This window comes from Citrobacter sp. CK185, assembly GCF_030333565.1.
Classification (GTDB): Bacteria; Pseudomonadota; Gammaproteobacteria; order Enterobacterales; family Enterobacteriaceae; genus Citrobacter_B; species Citrobacter_B koseri.
Map to the genome: position 1 here is coordinate 159,760 of NZ_JAOWFR010000010.1, position 22,723 is coordinate 182,482.

Below are 22,723 nucleotides of genomic sequence, written 5' to 3' on the forward strand. Positions count from 1 at the left end.
GCCGGGTCAGGCAGTCAGATTTCTTAATTACAAACATCGCCTCCCTGAAGCATTCACTTTCTGTTATGTTCAGGTTGTGGGCATCATTCTCCGGCGAGAAAATAAAATGAATGGAAACTTGCTAAGTTCGCATGTAAAAAACGAAACTACGTACAATATTCCCCTGCTGATTAATGAAAATGTGATCTCCAGCGGAATTTCATTGATCTCGCTGTGGCATACCTACGCTGACGAAAATTACCGTGTTATATGGCCGCGAGATAAGAAAAAACCGCTAATCGCCAATTCATGGGTCGCGGTCTATACCGTACAGGGGTGCGGGAAAATCCTGCTGAAAGACGGTGAGCAAATTACATTAAACGGCAACTGCATTATCTTTTTAAAACCCACTGATATACAGTCTTACCATTGCGAAGGTTTATTGTGGGAGCAATACTGGATGGAGTTTACCCCAACCAGTATTATGGATATTCCTATCCGACAACAAAGCGTTATTTATAACGGTGACGTTTATAATCAGGAACTGGCCGAAGTTTCACAATTAATTACCCGCCCGGAACCGATTAAAAATAATCTCGCCGTCGCGTTTCTCACGAAAATTATTTATCAGTGGATTTGTCTTATTGACTCAAACGGGAAAAAAGACCCACAACGCATACAGGTTGAAAAGTTAATTGCAGCGTTACATGCCAGCCTGCAACGCCGCTGGAGCGTAGCGGATATGGCAGCCACGATCCCCTGTAGCGAAGCCTGGCTGCGTCGTCTGTTTTTACGCTATACCGGGAAAACACCGAAAGAATATTATCTGGACGCCCGGCTGGAACTGGCATTATCGCTGTTAAAACAGGAAGGGAATTCGGTGGGTCAGGTAGCGGATATGCTCAACTTCTTTGACTCATTTCATTTCAGCAAAGCATTTAAGCATAAATTTGGCTACGCGCCGTCGGCGGTGTTGAAACATCCTGACCGGCACCCGCTGGATGCCGGTCAACAAGATTAGTGCAGTTCAGGCCAGTATTCTTTGTTGGCTTCAATCAGATCATCAAGAATCGCTTTGGCGACAGACGCGCTCGGCACGGTTTTGGAGAGCGTAATCGCCTGCCACAGACGCTGATAGGAGCGATGCTCCCAGGCATCGACCACCAGTTTCTCGACGGCCACCTGCTGGCTCATCAGCCCTTTCTGGAACTGCGGAATATCGCCAACCGTCAGAGGTTCCGGCCCGTTATGCCCCACCAGGCAAGGGATCTCCACCATCGCTTCATCATCAAAGTTATGAATCGCCCCGTTGTTTGGCACAATCAGCAGCATCCGTTCCTGCGTATTAAAGGCGATTGCCGTTGCCAGATCGACGATATAAGACGCGTGTTCATCAATTTCCAGCTCGCCAGCGGAGGAGTGGCCCGCTTCAATAATGGCGCGGCAGGAGCCAAATACCTGTTTTTCACGGTGATCCATCACCTCATTAGCACGCGTGCGCGCCGGGTTCGAGTGCTGCACCACATAGTCCGGGAACAGATAGTATTTCAGATAGGTATTCGGCATGGTGTCCGGGTCCAGCGCCTGCACATCCTTCGCTTTGGCGAACGTATCATTCCAGCTCGCTTCAGTATGCGGATCGTTAGATGGCGGAACATAACCGTGTTTCGCGACGTATTCCCGCAGTTTCGGCATCAGGTCGTTACCCTGCAAGTCCTCAATCGACGTCCACCAGCCAAAGTGGTTCAGCCCGTAATAACGCACGCGCATTTGCTTACGATCTTGCAGGCCGACAATCTGCGCCATCCGCCCTTCAATGCCGATCGGCATATCACAGATATTGAGGATTTTAGCGTTCGGGCGCAGACGGCGCGTCGCCTCGGCCACTATCGCCGCCGGGTTGGAGTAGTTCAGCATCCACGCGTTCGGGGAGTATTTCTCCATGTAATCCACCAGCTCCAGCACGCCGCCAATAGAACGCATCCCATACGCAATCCCGCCCGGGCCACAGGTTTCCTGGCCTAACACGCCGTGGCGCAGCGGGATTTTTTCGTCTTTTTCCCGCATCGGGTATTTGCCCACGCGGATATGCGCCATCACGAAATCAACATCGGTAAACGCTGCTTCGGGATCGGTGGTGTAACTAAACTCAATCTCCGGCGCCTGCTCTTTAAGGATGATTTTGCACGCTTCGGCAATCACTTCCTGGCGAGCGCCGTCGTTGTCATAGAATTTCAGCGCGCGAAGCGGAAAACGGTCCTGGTTTGCCAGCAACATCAATACGATGCCCGGCGTAAATGTGCTGCCGCCGCCTGCGATAACCACTGAGAATTTTTTCATGATACTGCCTCCGTCATGGGGATTTGTTCGGTCGATAAGGGGGATTTCATTAGCGTTTCAAGCTGGTCACGCACCTGGGGCACATGCAGGCCGACAATCACCTGGATGCCATTGCCACGGCGAACCACGCCGTGCGCGCCCAATGCTTTAAAGACGTCATCACTCTGGGTCTGCGCCATATCGTGGAGCGCGATACGTAAGCGCGTGGCGCAGTTATTAATGCTTTCGATATTGCCCGCGCCGCCCAGCGCCTGGAGGAACCCGGCTGCCTGCCCAAGTTTTGCGTCCGGCGCGGGCGCCGTTGTCTGTCCACGCGCGACCTTGTAATCCGCTTTGCTGTAGAGTCTGATTTCACTCTCTTCACGACCCGGCGTTTTCAGGTTGAAGCGCAGGATCAGGGTGCGGAAAACCACAAAATAGAGGGCGGTGAATGCCAGCCCGATGCCTATCTGGGTAAACATCATTCCGGCATGGTTGTGGAACATCGGGATCCAGTTTTGCGGTAAGAACTGATCCAGCAGTCCGCCGCCCATATTTCCTACCACGCCGCAGATATACATCACCGTCGCCATTGAGGCCGCCAGCACCGCGTGTACGGCAAACAGCAGTGGAGAAATAAACAGGAAAGTGAATTCCAGCGGTTCCGTAATGCCCACCAGTACAGCGGTTAACGTGGCGGGGATCAGCAAACCGGCGACCTTCACCCGGTTTTCTGGCGATGCGGTGTAATAGAGCGCCAGCGCAATCCCGACGGAGCCAAAGATTTTTGAGTTACCGTGTAGGGCAAAACCGCCTTCCGGGAATAACGTCTTCAGCGATTCCGTGCTCTGGCTGAACGCCTGCATATGTTGCGCCCAGTAAACCTGAATGCCACCTTCTACCGCCGCCGGGCCAAAAATGAAGGGGCCATAGACGAAGTGGTGCAGCCCTGTCGGGATCAGAATACGTTCGAGGAAGGTGTAGACCCACACGCCCAGCGCGCCCGCTGAACGCAGGAAAGCCTGTAGGGATTCAATGCCCATCTGCACTTTTGGCCAGCCGAGCAGCGTCAGCCAGGCGCAGGGAATCATCACCAGGAACGCGATAATCACCACAAACGACGTGCCCTGAAAAATACCGAGGAACACGGGCAACGGCTTATCGAAATAGCGGTTGTGCAGCGCGGTGACGATGCCCGAAATCATAATGGCGCCGATAATGCTGGTATCGAGCGTTTTTATTCCAGCCATCATCGTCAGACCGCTGCCTGCCGTCGGATCTACGCTGAAGTCCACGCCGAAAAAATGACCCCAGGTCATGCCCATGGCATTAATGAAATAGTTCCATGCCAGGAAGCTGACCAGCACCGCCAGACAAGCTCGGCCTTGCGCCTGTTTAGCCAGGCCAATCGGCAAGCCGACGGCGAAAATCAGCGGCATATTACGGAAAACCGTCCAGCCGCCCTCTTCAATAATATGAACGATTTGCGCGAATAAACTGTTGGGATCGGTCAGCGCTTCGCCAACAAAAAGCGGGTTGCGCAGCATGATGGCGATACCCACGACGATACCGGCGAACGGGAACAGCAGTACCGGGGTAAACATAGCGCCGCCAAAGCGTTGTATTTGACTGAGCATTTTTACATCCTCATATAACAACCAGTAGGGAGAGGCCTTTTTTGTAGTGATTGCTGGCCTGATACGAGAATAGGTAGTTGCGATTCTGAGAACATGACGCGCCGCTTCGATTCGTGATCGCATTCATGGTTTTAATTCAGTCAATGATGTCTACTTTTTACATAAAAGTTAGACATCAAAAGGTTCGTAGCGCGGAAATTAAAGGGAAAAAGAGGTCTGGTAGTGATCTACAAATCGATAGCGGAACGACTAAGAATCCGGCTCAACTCATCTGATTACAACATCGGTAGCCCGTTGCCTGGTGAAAAAAAGCTGGCGGAAGAGTTTGCTGTGTCACGAATGACCATCCGCAAAGCCGTCGATATGCTGGTGGGATGGGGACTGGTGGTGCGGCGGCACGGGAGCGGCACATACGTGGCGCGTAAAGACGTTCATCATGAAACCACCAACCTGACCGGACTGGCGGAAGTGCTGCGGCGTCAGGGAAAAGAGGTCACCAGCCAGGTGCTGGTATTTGAAGTGATGCCTGCGCCCCCCGCCATTGCCAGCCAGTTGCGGATTCAGATCAACGAACGTATCTACTTTTCCCGCCGCGTGCGCTATGTGGATGGCAAACCGCTGATGCTGGAGGACAGCTATATGCCCGTCAGGCTGTTCCGTAACCTCTCGCTGATCCACCTGGAAGGGTCGAAATTTGATTATATTGAGAAAGAGTGCGGCATCACCATCAGTGGCAACTATGAAAGCCTGACGCCTGTACTGGCCGATAAACAGCTCTCCGCGCAAATGAACGTCCCCGAGCAAACGCCGCTACTGCGAATCACATCGCTTTCTTACAGCGACAGCGGGGAATTTTTGAATTATTCGGTCATGTTCAGAAATGCCAGCGAATACCAGGTGGACTACCATTTACGGCGCGTCCACCCGGATGCAAACCTGACCTAGCCTAACCCCCAGAAAAGCACCGCCAGCAGTTGCGGGGTGATAATCCGCAGGAACATTACCAGTGGATAAACGGTGGCGTAGGAGAGCGCCGCCGCACCGCTGGTGGCATGCAGGTTGTTAGCAAACGCCAGTGCAGGCGGATCGGTCATTGACCCCGCCAGCATCCCGCATAGCGTCAGGTAGTTCATTTTGGCAAAGATACGCGCCAGAAGACCGACGGTAATCAGCGGAATGGCAGTAATAAAGATGCCGTAACCAATCCAGCTCAGACCATCACCCTGAGTCAACGTATCAATAAAGTCACCGCCAGATTTCAGCCCGACCACCGCGAGAAACAGCACGATCCCCAGCTCACGCAGCGCCAGGTTGGCGCTTGGCGGCATAAACCAGTACAGCTTGCCGATGCTGCCGATACGTCCCAGAATCAGCGCCATGATCAGCGGCCCGCCCGCCAGTCCCAGCTTTAACGCTACCGGGAATCCAGGGACAAACAACGGAATCGACCCCAACAGCACGCCCAGACCAATACCGATAAACACCGGTAACATCTGCACCTGTTGCAGTTTTTGCTGGGCGTTACCCACAACATTGGCCACCGCATCAATTGAAGAGGGACGGCCAACCAGATTGAGGATGTCACCGAATTGCAGGCTGGCGTCGCTACTGGCCACCAGCTCTACGCCCGCACGGTTCAGACGGGAGATCACCACGTCATAGCGCTCTTTAAAATGGAGGTCGCGAATGCGTTTTCCGAGCACCTTTTCGTTAGTGACCACGACGCGTTCAACGCGCAAATCCGTCCCTCGCGTTGAGAGCGAAGTGTCCACCTCCTGACCAATGACCAGCTGCGCGTTATGCAGATCGACGGGCTGTCCCACCAGATGCAGCAGGTCGCCCGACTGGATGATCGTTCCCGGTGAAGGCACCATCAGCGTCTCGTCGCGTTTCAGACGCGAACAGATGATTTTATCGCTGTTCAGGATAGGCACATCCTGGATCGCCATATTGTTGAGATTCGGGTTCTCAACACGGATATTCATGGTCTGAATTAACGAGTGTCCATTGCTAAGCGTGTCTTCATGCTGCTTCGCTTCCGCCTCCACGTTGACGCGAAAAATCATCCGCATCAGCCACATGGTGAGCAAAATACCGCAAATCCCGAAAGGATAGGCCATCGCATAGCTCATCCCCATCTGATCTACCGCTTCCATTGGCGTTCCCAGATCGCGCAGAATTTGCTGCCCTGCCCCCAGCGCTGGCGTATTGGTGACCGCGCCGGAGAAAATCCCCAGCACCACCGGTAGCGGGATAGCGAAGATTTTATGCAGAATAGCGGTAACCAGCCCACCGATAATGACAATCAGGATGGCAAAGAGATTAAGGCGCAACCCTGAGACGCGCAGAGAGGCAAAGAACCCCGGCCCCACCTGGATACCAATGGTGTAAACGAAGAGTATCAGGCCGAATTCCTGGATAAAGTGCAGCATGTCACTGCTCAGCGTCATCCCGGCCTGATCGACAAAGTGGCCGACGATAATCCCGCCGAACAGTACGCCGCCAATGCCAAAACCGACACCCCGCACCTTGATATTGCCGATCCACAACCCGACAACCGCCACCAACGCCAGAACGCTGACCGTCAATGCTATATCACTCATCTTCTTTTCCCTGTGAATAACATTATTAATTAAATGGATTCTCGCAGAGTACAAGCGGTATGTATGGGTGGTAAAGCACAAAAATGCCCCGTCATTGCTGGCGGGGCGGTTTGTTGAAAAGCATGATGCCGGACCTATAGGTTCTGCGTCGCTTTGTAGGCCCGGTAAGCATAGCGCACCGGGCGATTTGCCGGATGGCGGCTACGCCTTATCCGGCCTACAGGTAGTCCTGGACTAGCTATTTAACGCGGGACGTTCGCTAATAGCGATACGCTGCGGAGCGATGGTTTCCGGCTCGTTGCGGGTTAAATCAATGTGCAATAACCCATTGGTGAAGGTCGCGCCGCTGACCTCCATATTTTCTGCCAGAGTAAAACTCAGACTGAATGGCTGTGTCACCAGCCCCTGATGCAACCATTTGGTTTCTTTTTCCGGCTGCGCTGGCGTGCCTTTTACGGTCAGGCGCGTGCCTTCCAGCTGAATATCCAGATCTTCCTGACGGAAACCGGCTAACGCGAGGGTAATGCGGTAGTGGTTGTCATCGCTTTTTTCAATGTTATAGGGCGGGAAGCTCTGGCTTTCGCCGGTGTTTTGCAGGGCGTTGGCCAGTTTGTCAAAACCGATCCATTGACGCAGCAGTGGGGATAAATCGTAATTACGCATAATAATAATCTCCTTCTAAGAAGCGAGTAAATACCCAGCGAATCCTCAGATTCGCATATGCTCCCTGACGGCGAGCATGGGGATAACAGGCCGCCAACGGCGACCTGACTGAATCAGTTAATTTCGATACGGCGCGGTTTGTTCGCTTCTGGAATCACGCGCTCCAGGTCGATATACAGCAGACCGTTCACCAGGTTAGCGCCGCGAACATGAATGTTCTCTGCTAACTGGAATTTGCGTTCAAAGTTACGCTCTGCGATGCCCTGGTAGAGATAGGTACGTTCTTTTTGCTCATCCGCATGAGCGCCTTTTACCACCAGCAGATTATCCTGAGCAGTAATTTCCAGTTCGCTTTCCGCAAAGCCTGCAACGGCAATCGCAATGCGGTAATGGTTTTCATCAACCAGTTCGACGTTATACGGAGGATAACCGCCATTACTCTGGCTCTGGTTGTTTTCTAAGAGGTTAAACAGACGATCAAAACCAATGGCAGAACGGTACAGCGGGGATAAGTCAAAGTTACGCATAATGAATAGCTCCTGAAATCAGCGAGAATAGTTGACCTTCCATCATGGACAGGTCAGGTAGCCAGAACACCCATCAGGCGTGCTCTTTATTTGCCTACACCCTAAAAATGGGTCTGGAAATGAACTTTTCAAGCGCTTGCAGGGGACTTTTTTTGCAGTTTGTTGTCTATCGCATAGACTGGGTGAACAGCACACATTGTTAAAGTGCGATAAGCGCCACAGTGCGACGTGATGGTGATGTTATTTTTCGCGACGGATCGCTATAACTCATCATGCAAACATCGATAATCAACAGATGAATAAATCATGATAAAAAATGTGTTGTTAACGCTGATGATGTGCAGTGGATTGGTTTTACTGGGTGGCTGCTCCAGCGTAATGTCACATACCGGCGGCAAAGAGGGGACCTACCCCGGCACACGCGCCAGCGCCGAAATGATCGGCAGCAGTGATACAAACTGGGGCACCAAATCGCTGGCAATCCTGGATATGCCCTTTACCGCCGTCATGGATACGATACTCTTGCCGTGGGACTTCTTCCGCACAGACAGCTCAGTGAAGTCGCGAGTGGAAAAGAGCGAGGAGAAAACAAAGATGACCAACGCCGTTATCCCCCCGGCAAGAATGCCCGCTCACTGATTTATCGTTCGGTTTCCGTCACCCAAAGCTGGCGGAAACCGTCAACCTCTTCCATCCACGCGATTAACGCCCCATCCGGCGAAAAAACAACGGCGTCCGCGGAAGGCGGGCTGTCATGACTCTCCGTTAAAAAGGCGATTGCCCCGCTCTGCGCGTCGCAGCAGGCAATGCGATTTTCCAGCACAAACCCCAACCACTGGCCTGACGGGTGCCAGTTGAACGCTGACTGAATATCGGTCGCGTTATGCGTAAGCTGGCGCGGCTCTCCCCCCTGCGCCGGGATCAGCCAGAGCTGGACAATACCGCGATCATCGCGCATCAAAAACGCAATGTCCGTGGCTTGCGGGTTACTCCGCACCCAATGGCGCGGAACGTTTACCAGCCCAGGGAAAGCGCGATCGTGCGTAAAGGTCAGACGGCGCTGAACAACGCCCGCAGGCGGCGCAGGCAGCGTTGATTCTGTTCCGGTCAGCGGCATATCGCCTGCCTGTTTCCAGCCTTTTTCATCCTGCGGCAACGCCACCAGAAACAGCTCCGGCACTTTTTCACCCTTCGCCGACAAGGTATCGCCAATAAACGCCAGCGCATAATCGCCCACCCAACCCTCTTCGTAGGCGCGGTTAATGTCATCGCTGCCCGGCCGTGGCGCCGGCGTGGTCTGGCTCACTAACACGCACCAGTGGCTGCCGCTGTACTCCCGAGGATGCTGAACCGCCACCGTAACCGGGCCATACGGCACCGCAACGCCGACGTTACGCAAGTCCAGCGCCGGATCGCGCTCACGCAGTACATGGTCGTTATAGGTGAAGCTGACACGCTCGCCGTTCGGACTGAACACATGCACATGGCTGCCGCCGCGCAGCGCGCCGGGCGTATACGGCACGGTGATGTCCATTGCATCCAGATTCGTCACGCGGTTTTGCGCCGCTATCACGCCGCGACGATGGTGGAAATCATAACGCCACGTCTCGTCCGGGTTCTCCGGGCCATGAATGAACACATAGCGATCGTCTTGTGGATGAACGGTCACCACGCCAACGTGCGCGCCCTGCGTAGCGCGATAAATGACCTCAACCTCGCCAGTCCGTACGTTGACGCGCTCAATCGTCTCACCGGTAAACGAGGCGCCTGACGGACGCACATCAAAAACCAGCCACTGGCTGTCCGCCGTCCAGGTGTTGGTATTCGTAAGCTGATGATGACGCGAAGCGAAAGTGATTTGTTTCATGGAGATACCCTGATGCGCGGTTTTCGCATCAGGGTATAGCATTGGAAGAAATTAGCCTACCCGTTTAACGTCGCCGACCAGCAGGATATAAGAGAGCTCCATTTGGGGAGGGTAGCTACCGCTTTTAAAAACTCAGAATATTAACTTACTAACAGTCATGTTATTGCGATATTTAACTAAAATGTTGGCAACAAAAAGTGAATTCAGGATGCTGCTAATGATAATGTAGGTGATAATGAGTTTCATTCGCGATTATGGTTTGTTAACATACCTGCCTGTTATAAACCAGTCTGCATCAATAAAATGGCCAGTGAAGGCCTCTTCCAGGCAGAAATATGCGAAAAAAAATAATCCTGACTTCTTTGATAGCGTTAGCCAGTCTGAGCCTGAGCTCCTGTAGCCAGCCTGCATCAATAAACCAGAATAAACCATTACAAACAGCCTGTGTTTCTGACGGGCAAATAGTTGATTTAAAAAGCAATAAAACCATTACCAAACAAGAGCTTTTGGCTGAGCTTGCCGTTGCCCGGCAGCTTATTATTGGCGAAAAACACGATAATGCCGGACATCATCAGATTGAGCTCTGGCTTATTCAAAACCTGCCCACCCGGCGACCACAGGGGAGTGTGCTGCTTGAGATGCTGACGGCAGACCAGCAGCCCCGCGTTAACCAGGTTAAACGCTGGCTGAAAGATGATCCCGTGGTCCGGGATGGCCGTATTCAGGAACTGCTTAACTGGCAAAAAGGGTGGCCCTGGGAGATGTATGGCGACATAGTCATGCAGGCATTACGTGCGCCTTACCCTCTGCTCAATGCCAACATTGACCGGGATCGGGTAATGGCGCTGTACAAAAAAAACGAATTTCCTGAAGGGAAAAAATCTACAGCTCCTGCGGTACAAGAAGCTCTGCGCGAAACCATCATAGCCATGCATGAAGGCAGCATTGAAGGCCAGCAACTGGCGTCAATGCTCTCTGTTCAGCAACAGCGGGATCGCTACATGGCCCGCCAGCTTCTGGATGCCCCGGCTCCGTCGTTGTTGATTGCAGGAGGTTATCACGCGTCAAAAAGTATCGGCGTACCGTTACACATAGAAGATCTCGCCCCCGGCACCCAGCCTGTGGTGCTGATGCTCGCAGAAAAAGGGATGAACATCACCATAGATCATGCTGACTACGTGTGGTTCGTGACGCCAGACACTGCAAAACGGTAAACCATGGATGATGAATATTCTCTACCTTCCACGACCGGCAAAATGGAGCGGCTGGTTTATCTGTTCACTGCTGCTTCATGGACTGCTTTTCCTTGCGTTTGTCTGGCGGTTTTCCGACGTACAGCCCGCCACGCCTCCTGCCCCGGCGATAATGCTGCAATGGGCCGATAATATCGAGGCTCCTTCTTCTCCTCTTCCGCTTCCGGTGGGAATCGCTCAGCAGGAATCCGCAGCGGCAGAAGAAAAGCAGCAGGCTGAGGACAGGCAGCAGCATCCTGTCACTGAAGACAGGGATGCGACCATTGAAATAACCAGGAAGAAAAAGGCATCCGACGGGGAAAAGAAAAAGCCACGTCCGCCACGTAAGATAAAGGATCAAACCAGCGACAGCAGCCACGCAGCAGTTTCCAGTAATGCCGCGCCTCAGGCCCCGGTCGAATCATCCCGTATTGCTGCGCCTTTCAACAGCGACTCAGCGAAGCGAGACAATTCCGGTACATCCTGGGAAAGCAGAGTGAAAGGCCACCTTAACCGTTATAAACGTTACCCAGGCGATGCCAGAAAACGCGCACGAACCGGCACAGCCATAGTGACTTTTACCGTTAACGCACAAGGCACCGTTGTCAGTAATTCTCTGGCAACGTCTTCGGGAACCCTCTCTCTCGATCGCGAAGCTGTTGCCGTTTTAGAACGCGCTCAACCACTTCCCAGACCACCAGCTGAAATATTAGAGGGAGGCTTCTTTAAAGTAAAAATGCCGATTACCTTTGATCTGACGGAGTTAAGGGAAAATTAGCGACTCTGGTTCGTTTAACTGAAATTTGATATTCATTTTTATGCTGAACATTTTATCAGACTTCACTGCTGTCGAAAAAATCAAGAAAACGTCAGAGAAGTTTTATTAAAAAAATAAACAAAGATCTGGATCTTTTATTTATTACGATACTTCTAAGGATATGTATGAACGTTATTAAACTGGCCATCGGCTCAGGCATATTATTGCTCAGCTGCGGTGCTTACGCACAATCCATCAGTGAAAAAACAGGTACCGATAAAAAAGGAGCGGCAGAATTCAGCCCGCTCAACGTTTCTATCGGGAAGACGACCAGTGAGCAGGAGGCTCTTGAGAAAACAGGCGCGACCAGTTCCCGGACAACGGACAAAAACCTGCAATCACTCGACGCAACGCTGCGCAGCATGCCCGGTACTTATACCCAAATCGATCCAGGCCAAGGAGCAGTAAGTGTGAATATTCGCGGCATGAGCGGATTTGGCCGCGTAAACACTATGGTGGACGGTATCACCCAAAGTTTTTACGGCTCCTCAACCTCCGGTACCACTGCACATGGCTCAACCAACAATATGGCTGGCGTACTTATCGACCCTAATTTTCTGGTAGCAGTTGATGTTACGCGCGGCGACAGCAGTGGCCCGGCAGGAGTCAACGCCCTGGCCGGTAGTGCAAACATGCGTACTATTGGCGTTGACGATGTGATATTTAACGGCAATACATATGGCCTTCGTTCACGTTTCTCAGTCGGCAGCAATGGGCTTGGGCGCAGCGGAATGATCGCCGCCGGTGGAAAAACCGACGCTTTTACGGATACTGGCAGCGTTGGCGTTATGGCCGCTGTGAGCGGCAGTTCTGTTTACTCTAATTTCTCAAATGGCTCTGGAATTAACAGCAAAGAGTTTGGTTATGATAAATATATGAAGCAGAACCCCAAATCCCAACTGTATAAAATGGATATCAGACCAGACGAATTTAACAGCTTCGAACTTTCCGCTCGAACCTATGAAAATAAATTTACACGTCGCGATATAACCAGTGACGACTATTACATTAAATATCATTACACCCCTTTTTCTGAATTAATTGACTTTAACGTAACGGCCAGTACCAGCCGCGGTAATCAAAAGTATCGTGATGGCTCGCTGTATACTTTCTACAAAACCTCAGCGCAAAATCGTTCTGACGCGCTGGATATCAACAATACCAGCCGGTTCACTGTCGCGGACAATGACCTGGAGTTTATGCTGGGCAGCAAACTGATGCGTACCCGCTATGACCGGACCATTCACTCAGCGGCGGGCGACCCGAAAGCGAATCAGGAAGCGATCGAGAACAATCCGTTCGCACCCTCCGGCCAGCAGGATATTTCAGCGCTGTATACCGGGCTGAAGGTTACGCGCGGCATCTGGGAGGCAGATTTCAATCTCAACTACACACGTAACAGGATCACAGGGTACAAGCCCGCCTGCGATTCACGCGTTATCTGCGTGCCACAGGGTAGCTACGATATTGACGATAAGGAGGGTGGCTTCAACCCTTCAGTTCAGCTTTCTGCTCAGGTAACACCATGGCTTCAGCCGTTCATTGGTTACAGCAAATCCATGCGCGCCCCGAACATCCAGGAAATGTTCTTCTCTAATTCAGGAGGCGCATCCATGAACCCATTCCTGAAGCCTGAACGTGCAGAAACCTGGCAGGCGGGTTTTAACATTGATACCAGAGATTTACTGGTCGAACAGGATGCCCTGCGCTTTAAGGCTCTGGCGTACCGCAGCAGGATCCAGAACTACATCTACAGCGAGTCTTATCTGGTTTGTTCTGGAGGTCGTAAATGCAGTATGGCTGAGGTGATTGGCAATGACTGGGAGGGCATGAGCGATGAATACAGCGACAATATGTACATCTACGTTAACTCGGCAAGCGACGTTATCGCAAAGGGCTTCGAACTGGAGATGGATTATGATGCAGGTTTTGCCTTTGGCCGACTCTCTTTCAGCCAGCAGCAAACAGACCAGCCAACCTCCATCGCCAGCACCTACTTTGGCGCAGGGGATATGACCGAACTGCCCAGAAAATACATGACGCTGGATACCGGTGTTCGCTTCTTCGATAACGCGTTGACCCTGGGCACTATCATAAAATACACAGGCAAAGCTCGTCGCCTGTCGCCTGATTTTGAGCAGGACGAACATACCGGCGCAATAATCAAACAGGATTTGCCGCAGATTCCAACGATTATCGATCTCTATGGTACTTACGAGTACAACCGCAATCTGACACTGAAACTTTCGGTACAAAACCTGATGAACAGAGATTATTCGGAGGCGCTGAATAAGCTCAACATGATGCCAGGTCTTGGTGACGAGACCCACCCAGCCAATTCCGCGCGTGGCAGAACATGGATATTTGGCGGGGACATTCGTTTCTGATGACAATTTCCGCCAGGTTCAGACAATACGTTTTCTCTCTTATGTCAATTTTATTGCAGGAACGAAAAATGAATATTTTCACTTTATCCAAAGCACCGCTATACCTGTTAATTTCACTATTTTTACCCACGATGGCCATGGCTATCGATCCACCTGAACGCGAACTTTCGCGATTTGCCCTGAAAACGAATTACCTTCAGTCCCCTGATGAAGGCGTCTATGAACTGGCGTTTGATAATGCCAGTAAAAAGGTGTTTGCAGCAGTCACCGATCGTGTAAATCGTGAAGCCAATAAAGGCTATCTGTATTCGTTTAATTCAGATTCGCTGAAAGTCGAAAATAAATACACGATGCCATACCGGGCATTTTCGCTGGCGATAAATCAGGATAAACATCAGCTCTATATCGGACACACCCAGTCAGCGTCCCTGCGTATCAGTATGTTTGACACCTCAACCGGCAAACTGGTAAGAACCAGCGACAGGTTAAGTTTTAAAGCGGCAAACGCTGCAGATTCGCGTTTTGAGCATTTGCGCCATATGGTTTACAGCCAGGATTCCGATACCCTGTTTGTGAGTTATAGCAATATGCTGAAAACGGCCGAGGGCATGAAGCCTCTGCATAAGCTGTTAATGCTCGACGGGACGACGCTTGCCTTAAAAGGCGAGGTTAAGGATGCTTACAAAGGTACAGCGTATGGTCTGACGATGGATGAAAAAACACAGAAAATCTACGTTGGCGGAAGAGATTACATCAACGAAATTGATGCGAAAAATCAGACGCTGCTGCGTACCATCCCGTTGAAAGATCCGAGACCACAAATCACAAGTGTGCAGAATCTGGCGGTGGACTCCGCTTCTGACCGTGCCTTTGTGGTGGTATTCGACCATGACGATCGCTCCGGTACAAAAGATGGACTCTATATTTTTGACTTACGCGACGGTAAACAGCTTGGCTATGTGCACACAGGAGCCGGAGCTAACGCGGTGAAATACAATCCGAAATATAACGAACTGTATATCACCAACTTCACCAGCGGCACCATCAGCGTAGTGGATGCCACCAAATACAGCATCACCCGTGAATTTAACATGCCGGTCTACCCAAACCAGATGGTGTTATCGGACGACATGGATACCCTTTACATTGGCATCAAAGAAGGCTTTAACCGCGACTGGGATCCAGATGTGTTTGTAGAAGGGGCTAAAGAACGCATTCTGAGCATTGATTTGAATAAGTCGTGATCGGACCGTTCCCCCGTCAAACTGGCCGGGGGAACGGCAAACCAGCGAAGTACTGTAGTCCGCCGCGTCAGCGGGTTCTCGGATGGCGGCTTCTCTTAATCCAGGCCAGCCACTTAATTCAGCACAAATTTCTCAATTGCGTATGCCACACCGTCTTCCAGGTTGGATTTAGTGACAAAATTAGCCACCTCTTTCACCGACGGAATCGCGTTGTCCATCGCCACCCCCATGCCTGCATATTCGATCATCGCGATGTCGTTTTCCTGATCGCCAATCGCCATGATTTCTTCCGGCTTGATCCCCAGCGCATCAGCCAGCGACTTCACGCCAGTGCCTTTATTGACGCGTTTATCCAGGATTTCGAGGAAGTACGGCGCACTTTTTAACACGGTATATTTCTCTTTTACTTCCGCCGGAATACGCGCAATGGCCTGATCAAGGATGACGGGTTCATCAATCATCATCACTTTCAGGAACTGCGTTGCCGGGTCCATTTTCTCCGCTTCACAGAACACCAGCGGAATGGTGGCGACATAGGATTCATGTACGGTGTAGTAGCTGATATCACGGTTTGCGGTGTACAGCGTGTTGCGATCCAGCGCGTGGAAGTGTGAGCCGACTTCGCGGGACAACTTCTCCAGAAAGCGGTAATCGTCATAGCTCAGCGCCGTTTGCGCAACGGTACTGCCATCGCCCGCTTTCTGCACCAGCGCGCCATTGTAGGTGATGCAGTAGTCGCCGGGTTGTTCCATGTGAAGCTCTTTCAGATAGCTATGGACACCCGCATACGGACGGCCAGTGGTCAGCACCACGTTAACGCCACGGGCGCGTGCGGCGGCAATCGCCGTTTTTACCGCAGGTGAAATGGTGTGATCGGGCAGCAAAAGGGTGCCATCCATATCGATAGCAATGAGTTTGATAGCCATGAGTTCCCCGGATTAAATGAGTCGCGTCCTCATGCTAACGCGATTCCGCTCAAAAAACAGCAACGAAAAGGGGGATGGAAAGGGGAACCGGGATTCCCCTTTTGCAGATCGGTTGTAGGCCGGATAAGGCCTAAGCCGCCATCCGGCAAAGGCTGACGAACTGCCTGATGGCGCTTCGCTTATCAGGCCTACAGGAGAGGCCTACAAGCTGATTAGATATCGATGTTTGCCGCTTTCAGGGCGTTCTCTTCGATAAAGGCGCGACGCGGTTCAACAGCATCGCCCATCAGCGTAGTGAACAGCTGGTCGGCGGCAATCGCATCTTTCACGGTGACGCGCAGCATACGACGGCTTTCCGGGTCCATCGTGGTTTCCCACAGCTGATCCGGGTTCATCTCGCCCAGACCTTTATAGCGCTGAATCGCCAGGCCACGACGGGACTCTTTCACCAGCCACTCCAGCGCCTGCTCGAAGCTCGCAACCGGCTGACGGCGCTCGCCACGTTCAATGAACGCATCGTCTTCGATCAGACCGCGCAGCTTCTCGCCGAGCGTGCAGATGCGACGGTATTCGCCGCCGGTAACAAACTCGTGATCCAGCGGATAGTCGGTATCCACGCCGTGAGTACGCACGCGAACAATCGGTTCGAACTGCTGCTGTTCGGCGTTCTCGCGAACGTCAAACTTCCACTGGCTGCCGTGCTGCTCTTTCTCGTTCAGCTCGGTAATCAGCGCGTTCACCCAACGGGTGACAGCCTGTTCGTTGCTAAGATCGGCTTCCGTCAGCGTCGGCTGATAAACCAGCTCTTTCAGCAGCGCTTTCGGGAAGCGACGCTCCATACGGCCAATCATTTTCTGCGTCGCGTTGTAATCAGAAACCAGTTTTTCTAACGCTTCGCCCGCCAGTGCCGGTGCGCTGGCATTGGTGTGCAGCGTTGCGCCATCCAGAGCGATGGAGATCTGGTACTGATCCATCGCTTCATCGTCTTTAATGTACTGTTCCTGCTTGCCTTTCTTCACTTTGTACAGCGGCGGCTGCGCAATGTAGACGTGACCGCGCTCGACGATTTCCGGCATCTGACGATAGAAGAAGGTCAACAGCAGCGTACGGATGTGCGAGCCATCGACGTCCGCATCGGTCATGATGATAATGCTGTGATAGCGCAGTTTATCCGGGTTGTACTCGTCACGACCGATGCCGCAGCCCAGTGCAGTGATCAGCGTCGCCACTTCCTGGGAAGAGAGCATCTTGTCAAAGCGCGCTTTCTCCACGTTGAGGATTTTACCCTTCAGCGGCAGAATCGCCTGGTTCTTGCGGTTACGACCCTGTTTAGCAGAGCCGCCCGCGGAGTCCCCTTCCACAAGGTACAGTTCAGACAGCGCCGGGTCGCGTTCCTGACAATCCGCCAGTTTACCCGGCAGACCCGCCAGATCCAGCGCGCCTTTACGACGCGTCATTTCACGCGCACGACGCGCGGCTTCACGCGCACGCGCCGCATCGATAATTTTGCCGACCACGATTTTGGCGTCGGACGGGTTTTCCAGCAGGTATTCGCTCAGCAGCTCGTTCATCTGCTGTTCCACCGCCGATTTCACCTCGGAAGAGACCAGTTTATCTTTGGTCTGGGAGGAGAATTTAGGGTCCGGCACCTTCACGGAAACCACGGCAATCAGGCCTTCACGCGCATCGTCGCCGGTGGCGCTGACTTTGGCTTTCTTGCTGTAGCCTTCTTTATCCATATAGGCGTTCAGGGTACGGGTCATCGCCGCACGGAAGCCTGCAAGGTGCGTACCGCCGTCACGCTGCGGAATGTTGTTGGTAAAGCAGTAGATGTTTTCCTGGAAACCGTCGTTCCACTGCAATGCCACTTCCACGCCGATACCGTCTTTTTCGGTGGAGAAGTAGAAGATATTCGGGTGGATCGGCGTTTTGTTCTTGTTGAGGTACTCAACAAACGCTTTGATGCCGCCTTCGTAGTGGAAATGGTCTTCTTTGCCGTCGCGCTTGTCTTTCAGACGAATAGAGACGCCGGAGTTCAGGAAGGACAGCTCACGCAGACGCTTAGCCAGAATTTCGTATTCAAATTCGGTGACGTTGGTGAAGGTTTCCAGGCTCGGCCAGAAACGCACCATCGTACCGGTTTTGTCAGTTTCGCCAGTCACCGCCAGCGGCGCCTGCGGTACGCCATGCTCATAGATCTGACGGTGGATTTTGTTATCGCGCTGGATAACCAGTTCCAGTTTCTGGGACAGGGCGTTAACCACGGAAACACCCACGCCGTGCAGACCGCCGGACACTTTATAGGAGTTATCGTCGAATTTACCGCCCGCGTGCAGCACGGTCATGATCACTTCCGCAGCAGAAACGCCCTCTTCCGGGTGAATACCGGTCGGGATGCCACGCCCGTCATCCTGCACGGATACGGAGTTATCGGCATGAATGGTGACGATAATGTCTTTACAGTGACCCGCGAGCGCTTCGTCGATAGCGTTATCTACCACCTCGAATACCATGTGGTGCAGACCGGTGCCGTCATCCGTGTCGCCGATATACATACCCGGGCGCTTACGCACCGCATCCAGCCCTTTCAGGACTTTGATACTGGAGGAGTCATAAGAATTCGACATCAACGTTTCTCGCTCAATTTATCTTGGGTTAATCCGTTATTTTACCCTTTTCCACGGTGAACATCTTCGAATTTTTGTCCGACATGTCCAGAACGTGTTCAGCGCTGATTGCGCTGACAAAGACCTGTGATTGCGTCGCTTTCAAGCGGCTGGCCAGCAGCCCGCGACGCGCATCATCAAGTTCAGAGGCAAAATCATCTATCAGGTAGAGACACCGCCGCCCGCTTTCACGGGTGAGGAACTCCCCTTGCGCCAGTCGTAAAGCGCACATCAGCAGTTTAAGCTGCCCACGCGATAAGGTATCTTCCACCGGCGCACCGTCAGCACGAATGCGGAAATCCGCTTTGTGCGGGCCATGCGCGGTGTAGGTCAACATGCGATCGCGTTCGAAGCTCCGCTCCAGCACCTCGGCATAATCCGTCTCTTTTTCCCAACCGCGCTGAAAAGAGAAGGTGAGGGAGAACTCCGGTAGAAATTGCTGGCAGGTATCCGCCATATCCTGCGCAATACCAGCACTGTACTCAGCACGCCAGGTACTGATTTGTTCCGCGAGAGGAATCAACTCCTTATCCCACGGACGCAATTGTTCATAACGGCTTACCTGGCGCAGCGCCGCGTTGCGCTGCTTGAGCAACCGCTTCAGGTTGCTCCAGGCGGTAAAAAAACCGACTTCGTTGTGAAAGCATCCCCAGTCAAGGAACGCTCTTCTGTATTTGGGGCCGCCGTTGAGTAAAGTAAACCCCTCAGGGGTAATCAACTGCATCGGCATCAGGTGCGCCAGCTCCGCCACTTTGTGACCGTCGGTGCCGTCGATGCGCACTTTGCTGTCGCCCAGCTTGTCTTTCGTCAGGCCGATGGCGGTTTCGCGCTCTTCCCCTTGCAAACGTCCGTGGAGGACAAACGACTCCTGCTCGTGACGAATGACGCGGCCAATCTGCAAACTGCGAAACGCCCGGCCGTGGCCGAGCGTATAGATAGCCTCCAGCACGCTGGTTTTGCCGCTACCGTTTGCGCCAACCAGGAAGTTAAAGCCGGGGGATAAAGCGAGATCCGCATTTTCAATATTGCGAAAGTCGCGGATCAACAGGCGGGTGAGCGACATTACAGTCTCATTGGCATCACAACATACGCAGCACTTTGAGACGCCGCATCTTCAATCTGTACGCTGGAAACGGAGTCTGTCAGCAGAATACGCACGGTTTCACATTTCAGCGCGTTCAGCACATCGAGCACGTAGCTGACGTTAAAACCGATCTCCATCTCAGTACCGCCGTAGGTGACGTCCAGAATTTCTTCCGCTTCTTCCTGTTCCGGGTTGTTGGCGGTGATTTTGAGTTGGTTTTCGCTCACATACAGGCGTACGCCACGGAATTTCTCGTTGGAGAGAATCGCCGCGCGGGCAAACGCCTGCTTGAGAATATCGCAACCCGCTTCCAGCGTTTTGTCCGGGTTCTTCGGCAATACGCGGCGATAATCCGGGAAACGACCATCAACCAGCTTGGACGTAAAGATAAAATCACCGACGTGGGCGCGGATGTTGTTACTGCCGATCTGTACGCGCAGCGGGGTTTCGCCGCCGTCGAGCATACGCATCAGCTCAATCACGCCTTTACGCGGCACAATCACCGAATGGTTAGGCAGAGATTGCCCGACCGGCATAGAGCAGACCGCCAGACGGTGACCGTCGGTCGCGACGGTACGCAACTCTTCACCTTCAGTCTCAAACAGCATGCCGTTTAAGTAGTAACGCACGTCCTGATGCGCCATTGAGAACTGGGTGGCTTCAATCAGGCGCTTCATCGTTGCCTGCGGCAGGGTGAATTCGACTTCGCTCTGCCAGTCATCCAGATTAGGGAAATCGGCGGCAGGCAGCGTGGAAAGCGAGAAACGGCTACGCCCGGAGCGCACCAGCATCCGATCGCCTTCCAGCTGGACGGCAATTTCAGCCCCTTCCGGCAAGCCACGGCAGATATCAAAGAATTTCCGCGCCGGGACGGTAGTTGCGCCTGGTTCATGAGGCTGAATCAACGCAACGCGCGCCACCATTTCCATTTCAAGATCGGTGCCCGTCAGCGACAGCGTACCGTCAGCCACCTGCAACAGCAGGTTACCGAGAATGGGCAGCGTAGGACGACCGCCCAGCGGGCCACTGACCTGCTGAAGCGGTTTTAATAAATGTTCACGTTCAACGGTAAATTTCATAGCGTCACGAAGATAATGTTCTGATTAAGTTTGAGAAATCTTCTTTAATATCATGGCTTTCTTCACGCAACTGCTCAATCTTACGGCAGGCATGAAGTACGGTAGTGTGGTCACGTCCACCAAACGCGTCGCCAATTTCCGGCAGACTGTGGTTGGTGAGCTCCTTTGCCAGCGCCATAGCCATCTGACGCGGGCGCGCTACCGAGCGAGATCGACGCTTGGAAAGCAGATCCGCAATTTTAATTTTGTAATACTCCGCCACCGTTTTCTGGATATTGTCGATGGTGACCAGCTTTTCCTGCAACGCCAGCAGATCGCGCAGCGCTTCACGCACAAAGTCGATAGTGATAGCGCGTCCGGTAAAGTTAGCGTTAGCGATCACGCGGTTCAGCGCCCCTTCCAGCTCACGCACGTTAGAGCGTAGTCGCTTGGCAATAAAGAACGCCACCTCGCCAGGCAGACGAATATCATTTTCGTCCGCTTTTTTCATCAGGATCGCCACGCGAGTTTCCAGCTCAGGCGGTTCGATCGCCACCGTCAGCCCCCAGCCGAAGCGGGATTTCAGACGATCTTCAACGCCATTGATCTCTTTTGGATAACGATCCGACGTCAAAATGATCTGCTGATTACCTTCTAACAGGGCGTTAAAGGTGTGGAAAAACTCTTCCTGGGATCGTTCTTTATTGGCGAAGAATTGAATGTCATCGATAAGCAGTGCATCAACGGAACGATAGTAGCGTTTAAACTCTTCGATCGCGTTGTTTTGCAAGGCTTTAACCATGTCCTGCACAAAGCGCTCGGAGTGCATATACACCACTTTCGCATTCGGTTTGCGCGCCATAATACCGTTGCCCACCGCATGCAACAGGTGAGTTTTACCCAGACCGGTGCCGCCGTAGAGGAACAAGGGATTGTAGGCGCCGCCGGGGTTGTCCGCCACCTGACGCGCCGCCGCGCGCGCCAGTTGGTTGGATTTACCTTCGACGAAGTTATCAAACGTGTGTTTCACGTTGACGTTAGAGCGGTAGGTCGGTTCTGCCGGAGCCGGCACGTTATCCCAGCCCGGGCGCGCCGCGGCTGGCACCGCACGCTGTGGCTGCGCCTGAGCGACCTGCGCAGGTGCAACAACATTGTTGACCGGCGTTTTGAGCGTTTGAGTGACGGGTTTCGTCCCGACCTCAAAACGCAGTTGTGGGGCATCCGCTCCGCAGAAATTATTCAGCAGTCCATTGATATTATTGAGGTACTTGTCTCTTACCCAATCGAGCACAAAACGGTTTGGCGCATACAAAGCCAGCGTGTTATCGCTCAGTTCCGCCTGCAACGGGCGTATCCACATACTGAATTCTGTGGCTGGTAACTCATCCTGCAATCGGGCAAGACACTGCTGCCAAAGCGAAAGTGACACGGCGGACTCCACTCGAACAAAAGTCGATAAATGACAAAGGCTGAAACATTCATGATTGTTGACGCACGTCGAAAAGACCCTGTGCATAAAAGGGTGACGTGCGAATTGCTATCTGCAATTTTACCCGATCAGGATCCGTTGAAACGATCAGGACCGCGGATCATAGCCTAAACTGAGCAAGAGATCTTCTGTTTCTCACAGATTCTTCCCGATTTATCCACAGGATGATCCAGAACCGGGTAAGTGTAAACGATCCAGGCGAAGTGCTGCACGATTTCGCGCGCA

18 protein-coding genes and 1 other annotated feature are annotated in these 22,723 nt (G+C 52.6%); of the genes, 7 read left to right on the forward strand and 11 right to left on the reverse strand.

Annotated features, from left to right (window positions below):
• Nucleotides 1-106: 106 nt before the first annotated feature.
• A complete protein-coding gene (locus OGV79_RS01980; protein ID WP_049008749.1) occupies nt 107-1,000 on the forward strand; it encodes a helix-turn-helix transcriptional regulator in 894 nt (297 codons plus the stop codon).
• On the opposite strand, the gene OGV79_RS01985 is transcribed toward OGV79_RS01980, so the two are convergent.
• Both OGV79_RS01985 and OGV79_RS01990 read right to left on the reverse strand, forming a co-directional pair.
• The gene (locus OGV79_RS01985; RefSeq protein ID WP_047460135.1) at nt 997-2,319 is read right to left on the reverse strand and encodes a 6-phospho-alpha-glucosidase; all 1,323 of its coding nucleotides are present in this window, start codon (nt 2,317-2,319) and stop codon (nt 997-999) included. The genes OGV79_RS01980 and OGV79_RS01985 overlap by 4 nt on opposite strands.
• A complete protein-coding gene (locus tag OGV79_RS01990; protein WP_286466910.1) occupies nt 2,316-3,935 on the reverse strand; it encodes an alpha-glucoside-specific PTS transporter subunit IIBC in 1,620 nt (539 codons plus the stop codon). The genes OGV79_RS01985 and OGV79_RS01990 overlap by 4 nt, the downstream gene beginning before the upstream one ends.
• Nucleotides 3,936-4,157: 222 nt before the next feature.
• Between OGV79_RS01990 and OGV79_RS01995 the strand changes: the two genes are divergently transcribed.
• Complete coding sequence (locus OGV79_RS01995; protein ID WP_012000790.1) at nt 4,158-4,880, forward strand: GntR family transcriptional regulator; 723 nt, start codon at nt 4,158-4,160, stop codon at nt 4,878-4,880.
• Here the strand turns inward: OGV79_RS01995 and OGV79_RS02000 are convergent.
• The 3 genes from OGV79_RS02000 to ibpA all read right to left on the reverse strand — a co-directional run bounded on the left by OGV79_RS02000 (nt 4,877) and on the right by ibpA (nt 7,728).
• Nucleotides 4,877-6,538 carry a putative transporter gene (locus OGV79_RS02000; RefSeq protein WP_012000791.1) on the reverse strand — a complete coding sequence of 554 codons (1,662 nt, stop codon included), beginning with the start codon at nt 6,536-6,538 and terminating at the stop codon, nt 4,877-4,879. The two genes, OGV79_RS01995 and OGV79_RS02000, sit on opposite strands and share 4 nt — an antisense overlap.
• Before the next feature lie 234 nt (nt 6,539-6,772).
• The gene (gene ibpB / locus OGV79_RS02005; protein ID WP_047460126.1) at nt 6,773-7,201 is read right to left on the reverse strand and encodes a small heat shock chaperone IbpB; all 429 of its coding nucleotides are present in this window, start codon (nt 7,199-7,201) and stop codon (nt 6,773-6,775) included.
• 113 nt (nt 7,202-7,314) lie between these two features.
• The gene (gene ibpA, locus OGV79_RS02010; protein WP_006687722.1) at nt 7,315-7,728 is read right to left on the reverse strand and encodes a small heat shock chaperone IbpA; all 414 of its coding nucleotides are present in this window, start codon (nt 7,726-7,728) and stop codon (nt 7,315-7,317) included.
• Nucleotides 7,722-7,794: a sequence feature (ROSE (Repression Of Heat Shock gene Expression) occurs in the 5'-region of heat shock genes and acts as an RNA thermometer to modulate expression.), on the reverse strand. (Overlaps the previous gene by 7 nt.)
• A gap of 240 nt (nt 7,795-8,034) precedes the next feature.
• On the opposite strand from ibpA, the gene OGV79_RS02015 reads away from it, so the two are divergent.
• Nucleotides 8,035-8,367 (forward strand): YceK/YidQ family lipoprotein, encoded by a 333-nt coding sequence (locus OGV79_RS02015; RefSeq protein ID WP_012000796.1) that lies wholly within the window; start codon nt 8,035-8,037, stop codon nt 8,365-8,367.
• Nucleotide 8,368: 1 nt separating this feature from the next.
• Here OGV79_RS02015 and OGV79_RS02020 read toward each other — a convergent pair whose 3' ends face one another.
• Nucleotides 8,369-9,595 carry a YidR family protein gene (locus tag OGV79_RS02020; RefSeq protein ID WP_286466926.1) on the reverse strand — a complete coding sequence of 409 codons (1,227 nt, stop codon included), beginning with the start codon at nt 9,593-9,595 and terminating at the stop codon, nt 8,369-8,371.
• Nucleotides 9,596-9,930: 335 nt separating this feature from the next.
• Here OGV79_RS02020 and OGV79_RS02025 point away from each other — a divergent pair, with 335 nt between their 5' ends.
• The 4 genes from OGV79_RS02025 to senB all read left to right on the forward strand — a co-directional run bounded on the left by OGV79_RS02025 (nt 9,931) and on the right by senB (nt 15,275).
• Nucleotides 9,931-10,809, forward strand: a complete 879-nt coding sequence (locus tag OGV79_RS02025; protein WP_286466931.1) for a ChaN family lipoprotein — start codon at nt 9,931-9,933, stop codon at nt 10,807-10,809.
• A 7-nt stretch (nt 10,810-10,816) separates the two neighbouring features.
• Nucleotides 10,817-11,605 (forward strand): energy transducer TonB family protein, encoded by a 789-nt coding sequence (locus OGV79_RS02030; protein ID WP_286466939.1) that lies wholly within the window; start codon nt 10,817-10,819, stop codon nt 11,603-11,605.
• A gap of 164 nt (nt 11,606-11,769) precedes the next feature.
• Complete coding sequence (locus tag OGV79_RS02035; protein WP_286466951.1) at nt 11,770-14,031, forward strand: TonB-dependent receptor domain-containing protein; 2,262 nt, start codon at nt 11,770-11,772, stop codon at nt 14,029-14,031.
• Nucleotides 14,032-14,099: 68 nt separating this feature from the next.
• Nucleotides 14,100-15,275: an enterotoxin production-related protein TieB gene (senB, locus tag OGV79_RS02040; RefSeq protein ID WP_286466959.1), complete on the forward strand. Its 1,176-nt coding sequence runs from the start codon at nt 14,100-14,102 to the stop codon at nt 15,273-15,275.
• A 113-nt stretch (nt 15,276-15,388) separates the two neighbouring features.
• Here the strand turns inward: senB and yidA are convergent, their stop codons facing one another.
• The 5 genes from yidA to dnaA all read right to left on the reverse strand — a co-directional run bounded on the left by yidA (nt 15,389) and on the right by dnaA (nt 22,438).
• Nucleotides 15,389-16,201 (reverse strand): sugar-phosphatase, encoded by an 813-nt coding sequence (gene yidA, locus OGV79_RS02045; RefSeq protein ID WP_012000803.1) that lies wholly within the window; start codon nt 16,199-16,201, stop codon nt 15,389-15,391.
• Nucleotides 16,202-16,413: 212 nt separating this feature from the next.
• The gene (gyrB, locus tag OGV79_RS02050) at nt 16,414-18,828 is read right to left on the reverse strand and encodes a DNA topoisomerase (ATP-hydrolyzing) subunit B (protein WP_012000804.1); all 2,415 of its coding nucleotides are present in this window, start codon (nt 18,826-18,828) and stop codon (nt 16,414-16,416) included.
• A 28-nt stretch (nt 18,829-18,856) separates the two neighbouring features.
• On the reverse strand, nt 18,857-19,930 hold the full coding sequence (gene recF / locus OGV79_RS02055; RefSeq protein WP_012000805.1) for a DNA replication/repair protein RecF: 1,074 nt from the start codon (nt 19,928-19,930) through the stop codon (nt 18,857-18,859).
• On the reverse strand, nt 19,930-21,030 hold the full coding sequence (gene dnaN, locus OGV79_RS02060; protein WP_012000806.1) for a DNA polymerase III subunit beta: 1,101 nt from the start codon (nt 21,028-21,030) through the stop codon (nt 19,930-19,932). The genes recF and dnaN overlap by 1 nt, the downstream gene beginning before the upstream one ends.
• 4 nt (nt 21,031-21,034) lie before the next feature.
• Entirely contained in the window at nt 21,035-22,438 is a 1,404-nt protein-coding gene (dnaA, locus tag OGV79_RS02065) for a chromosomal replication initiator protein DnaA (protein WP_024130081.1), read from the reverse strand.
• Between the last annotated feature and the right edge of the window lie 285 nt (nt 22,439-22,723).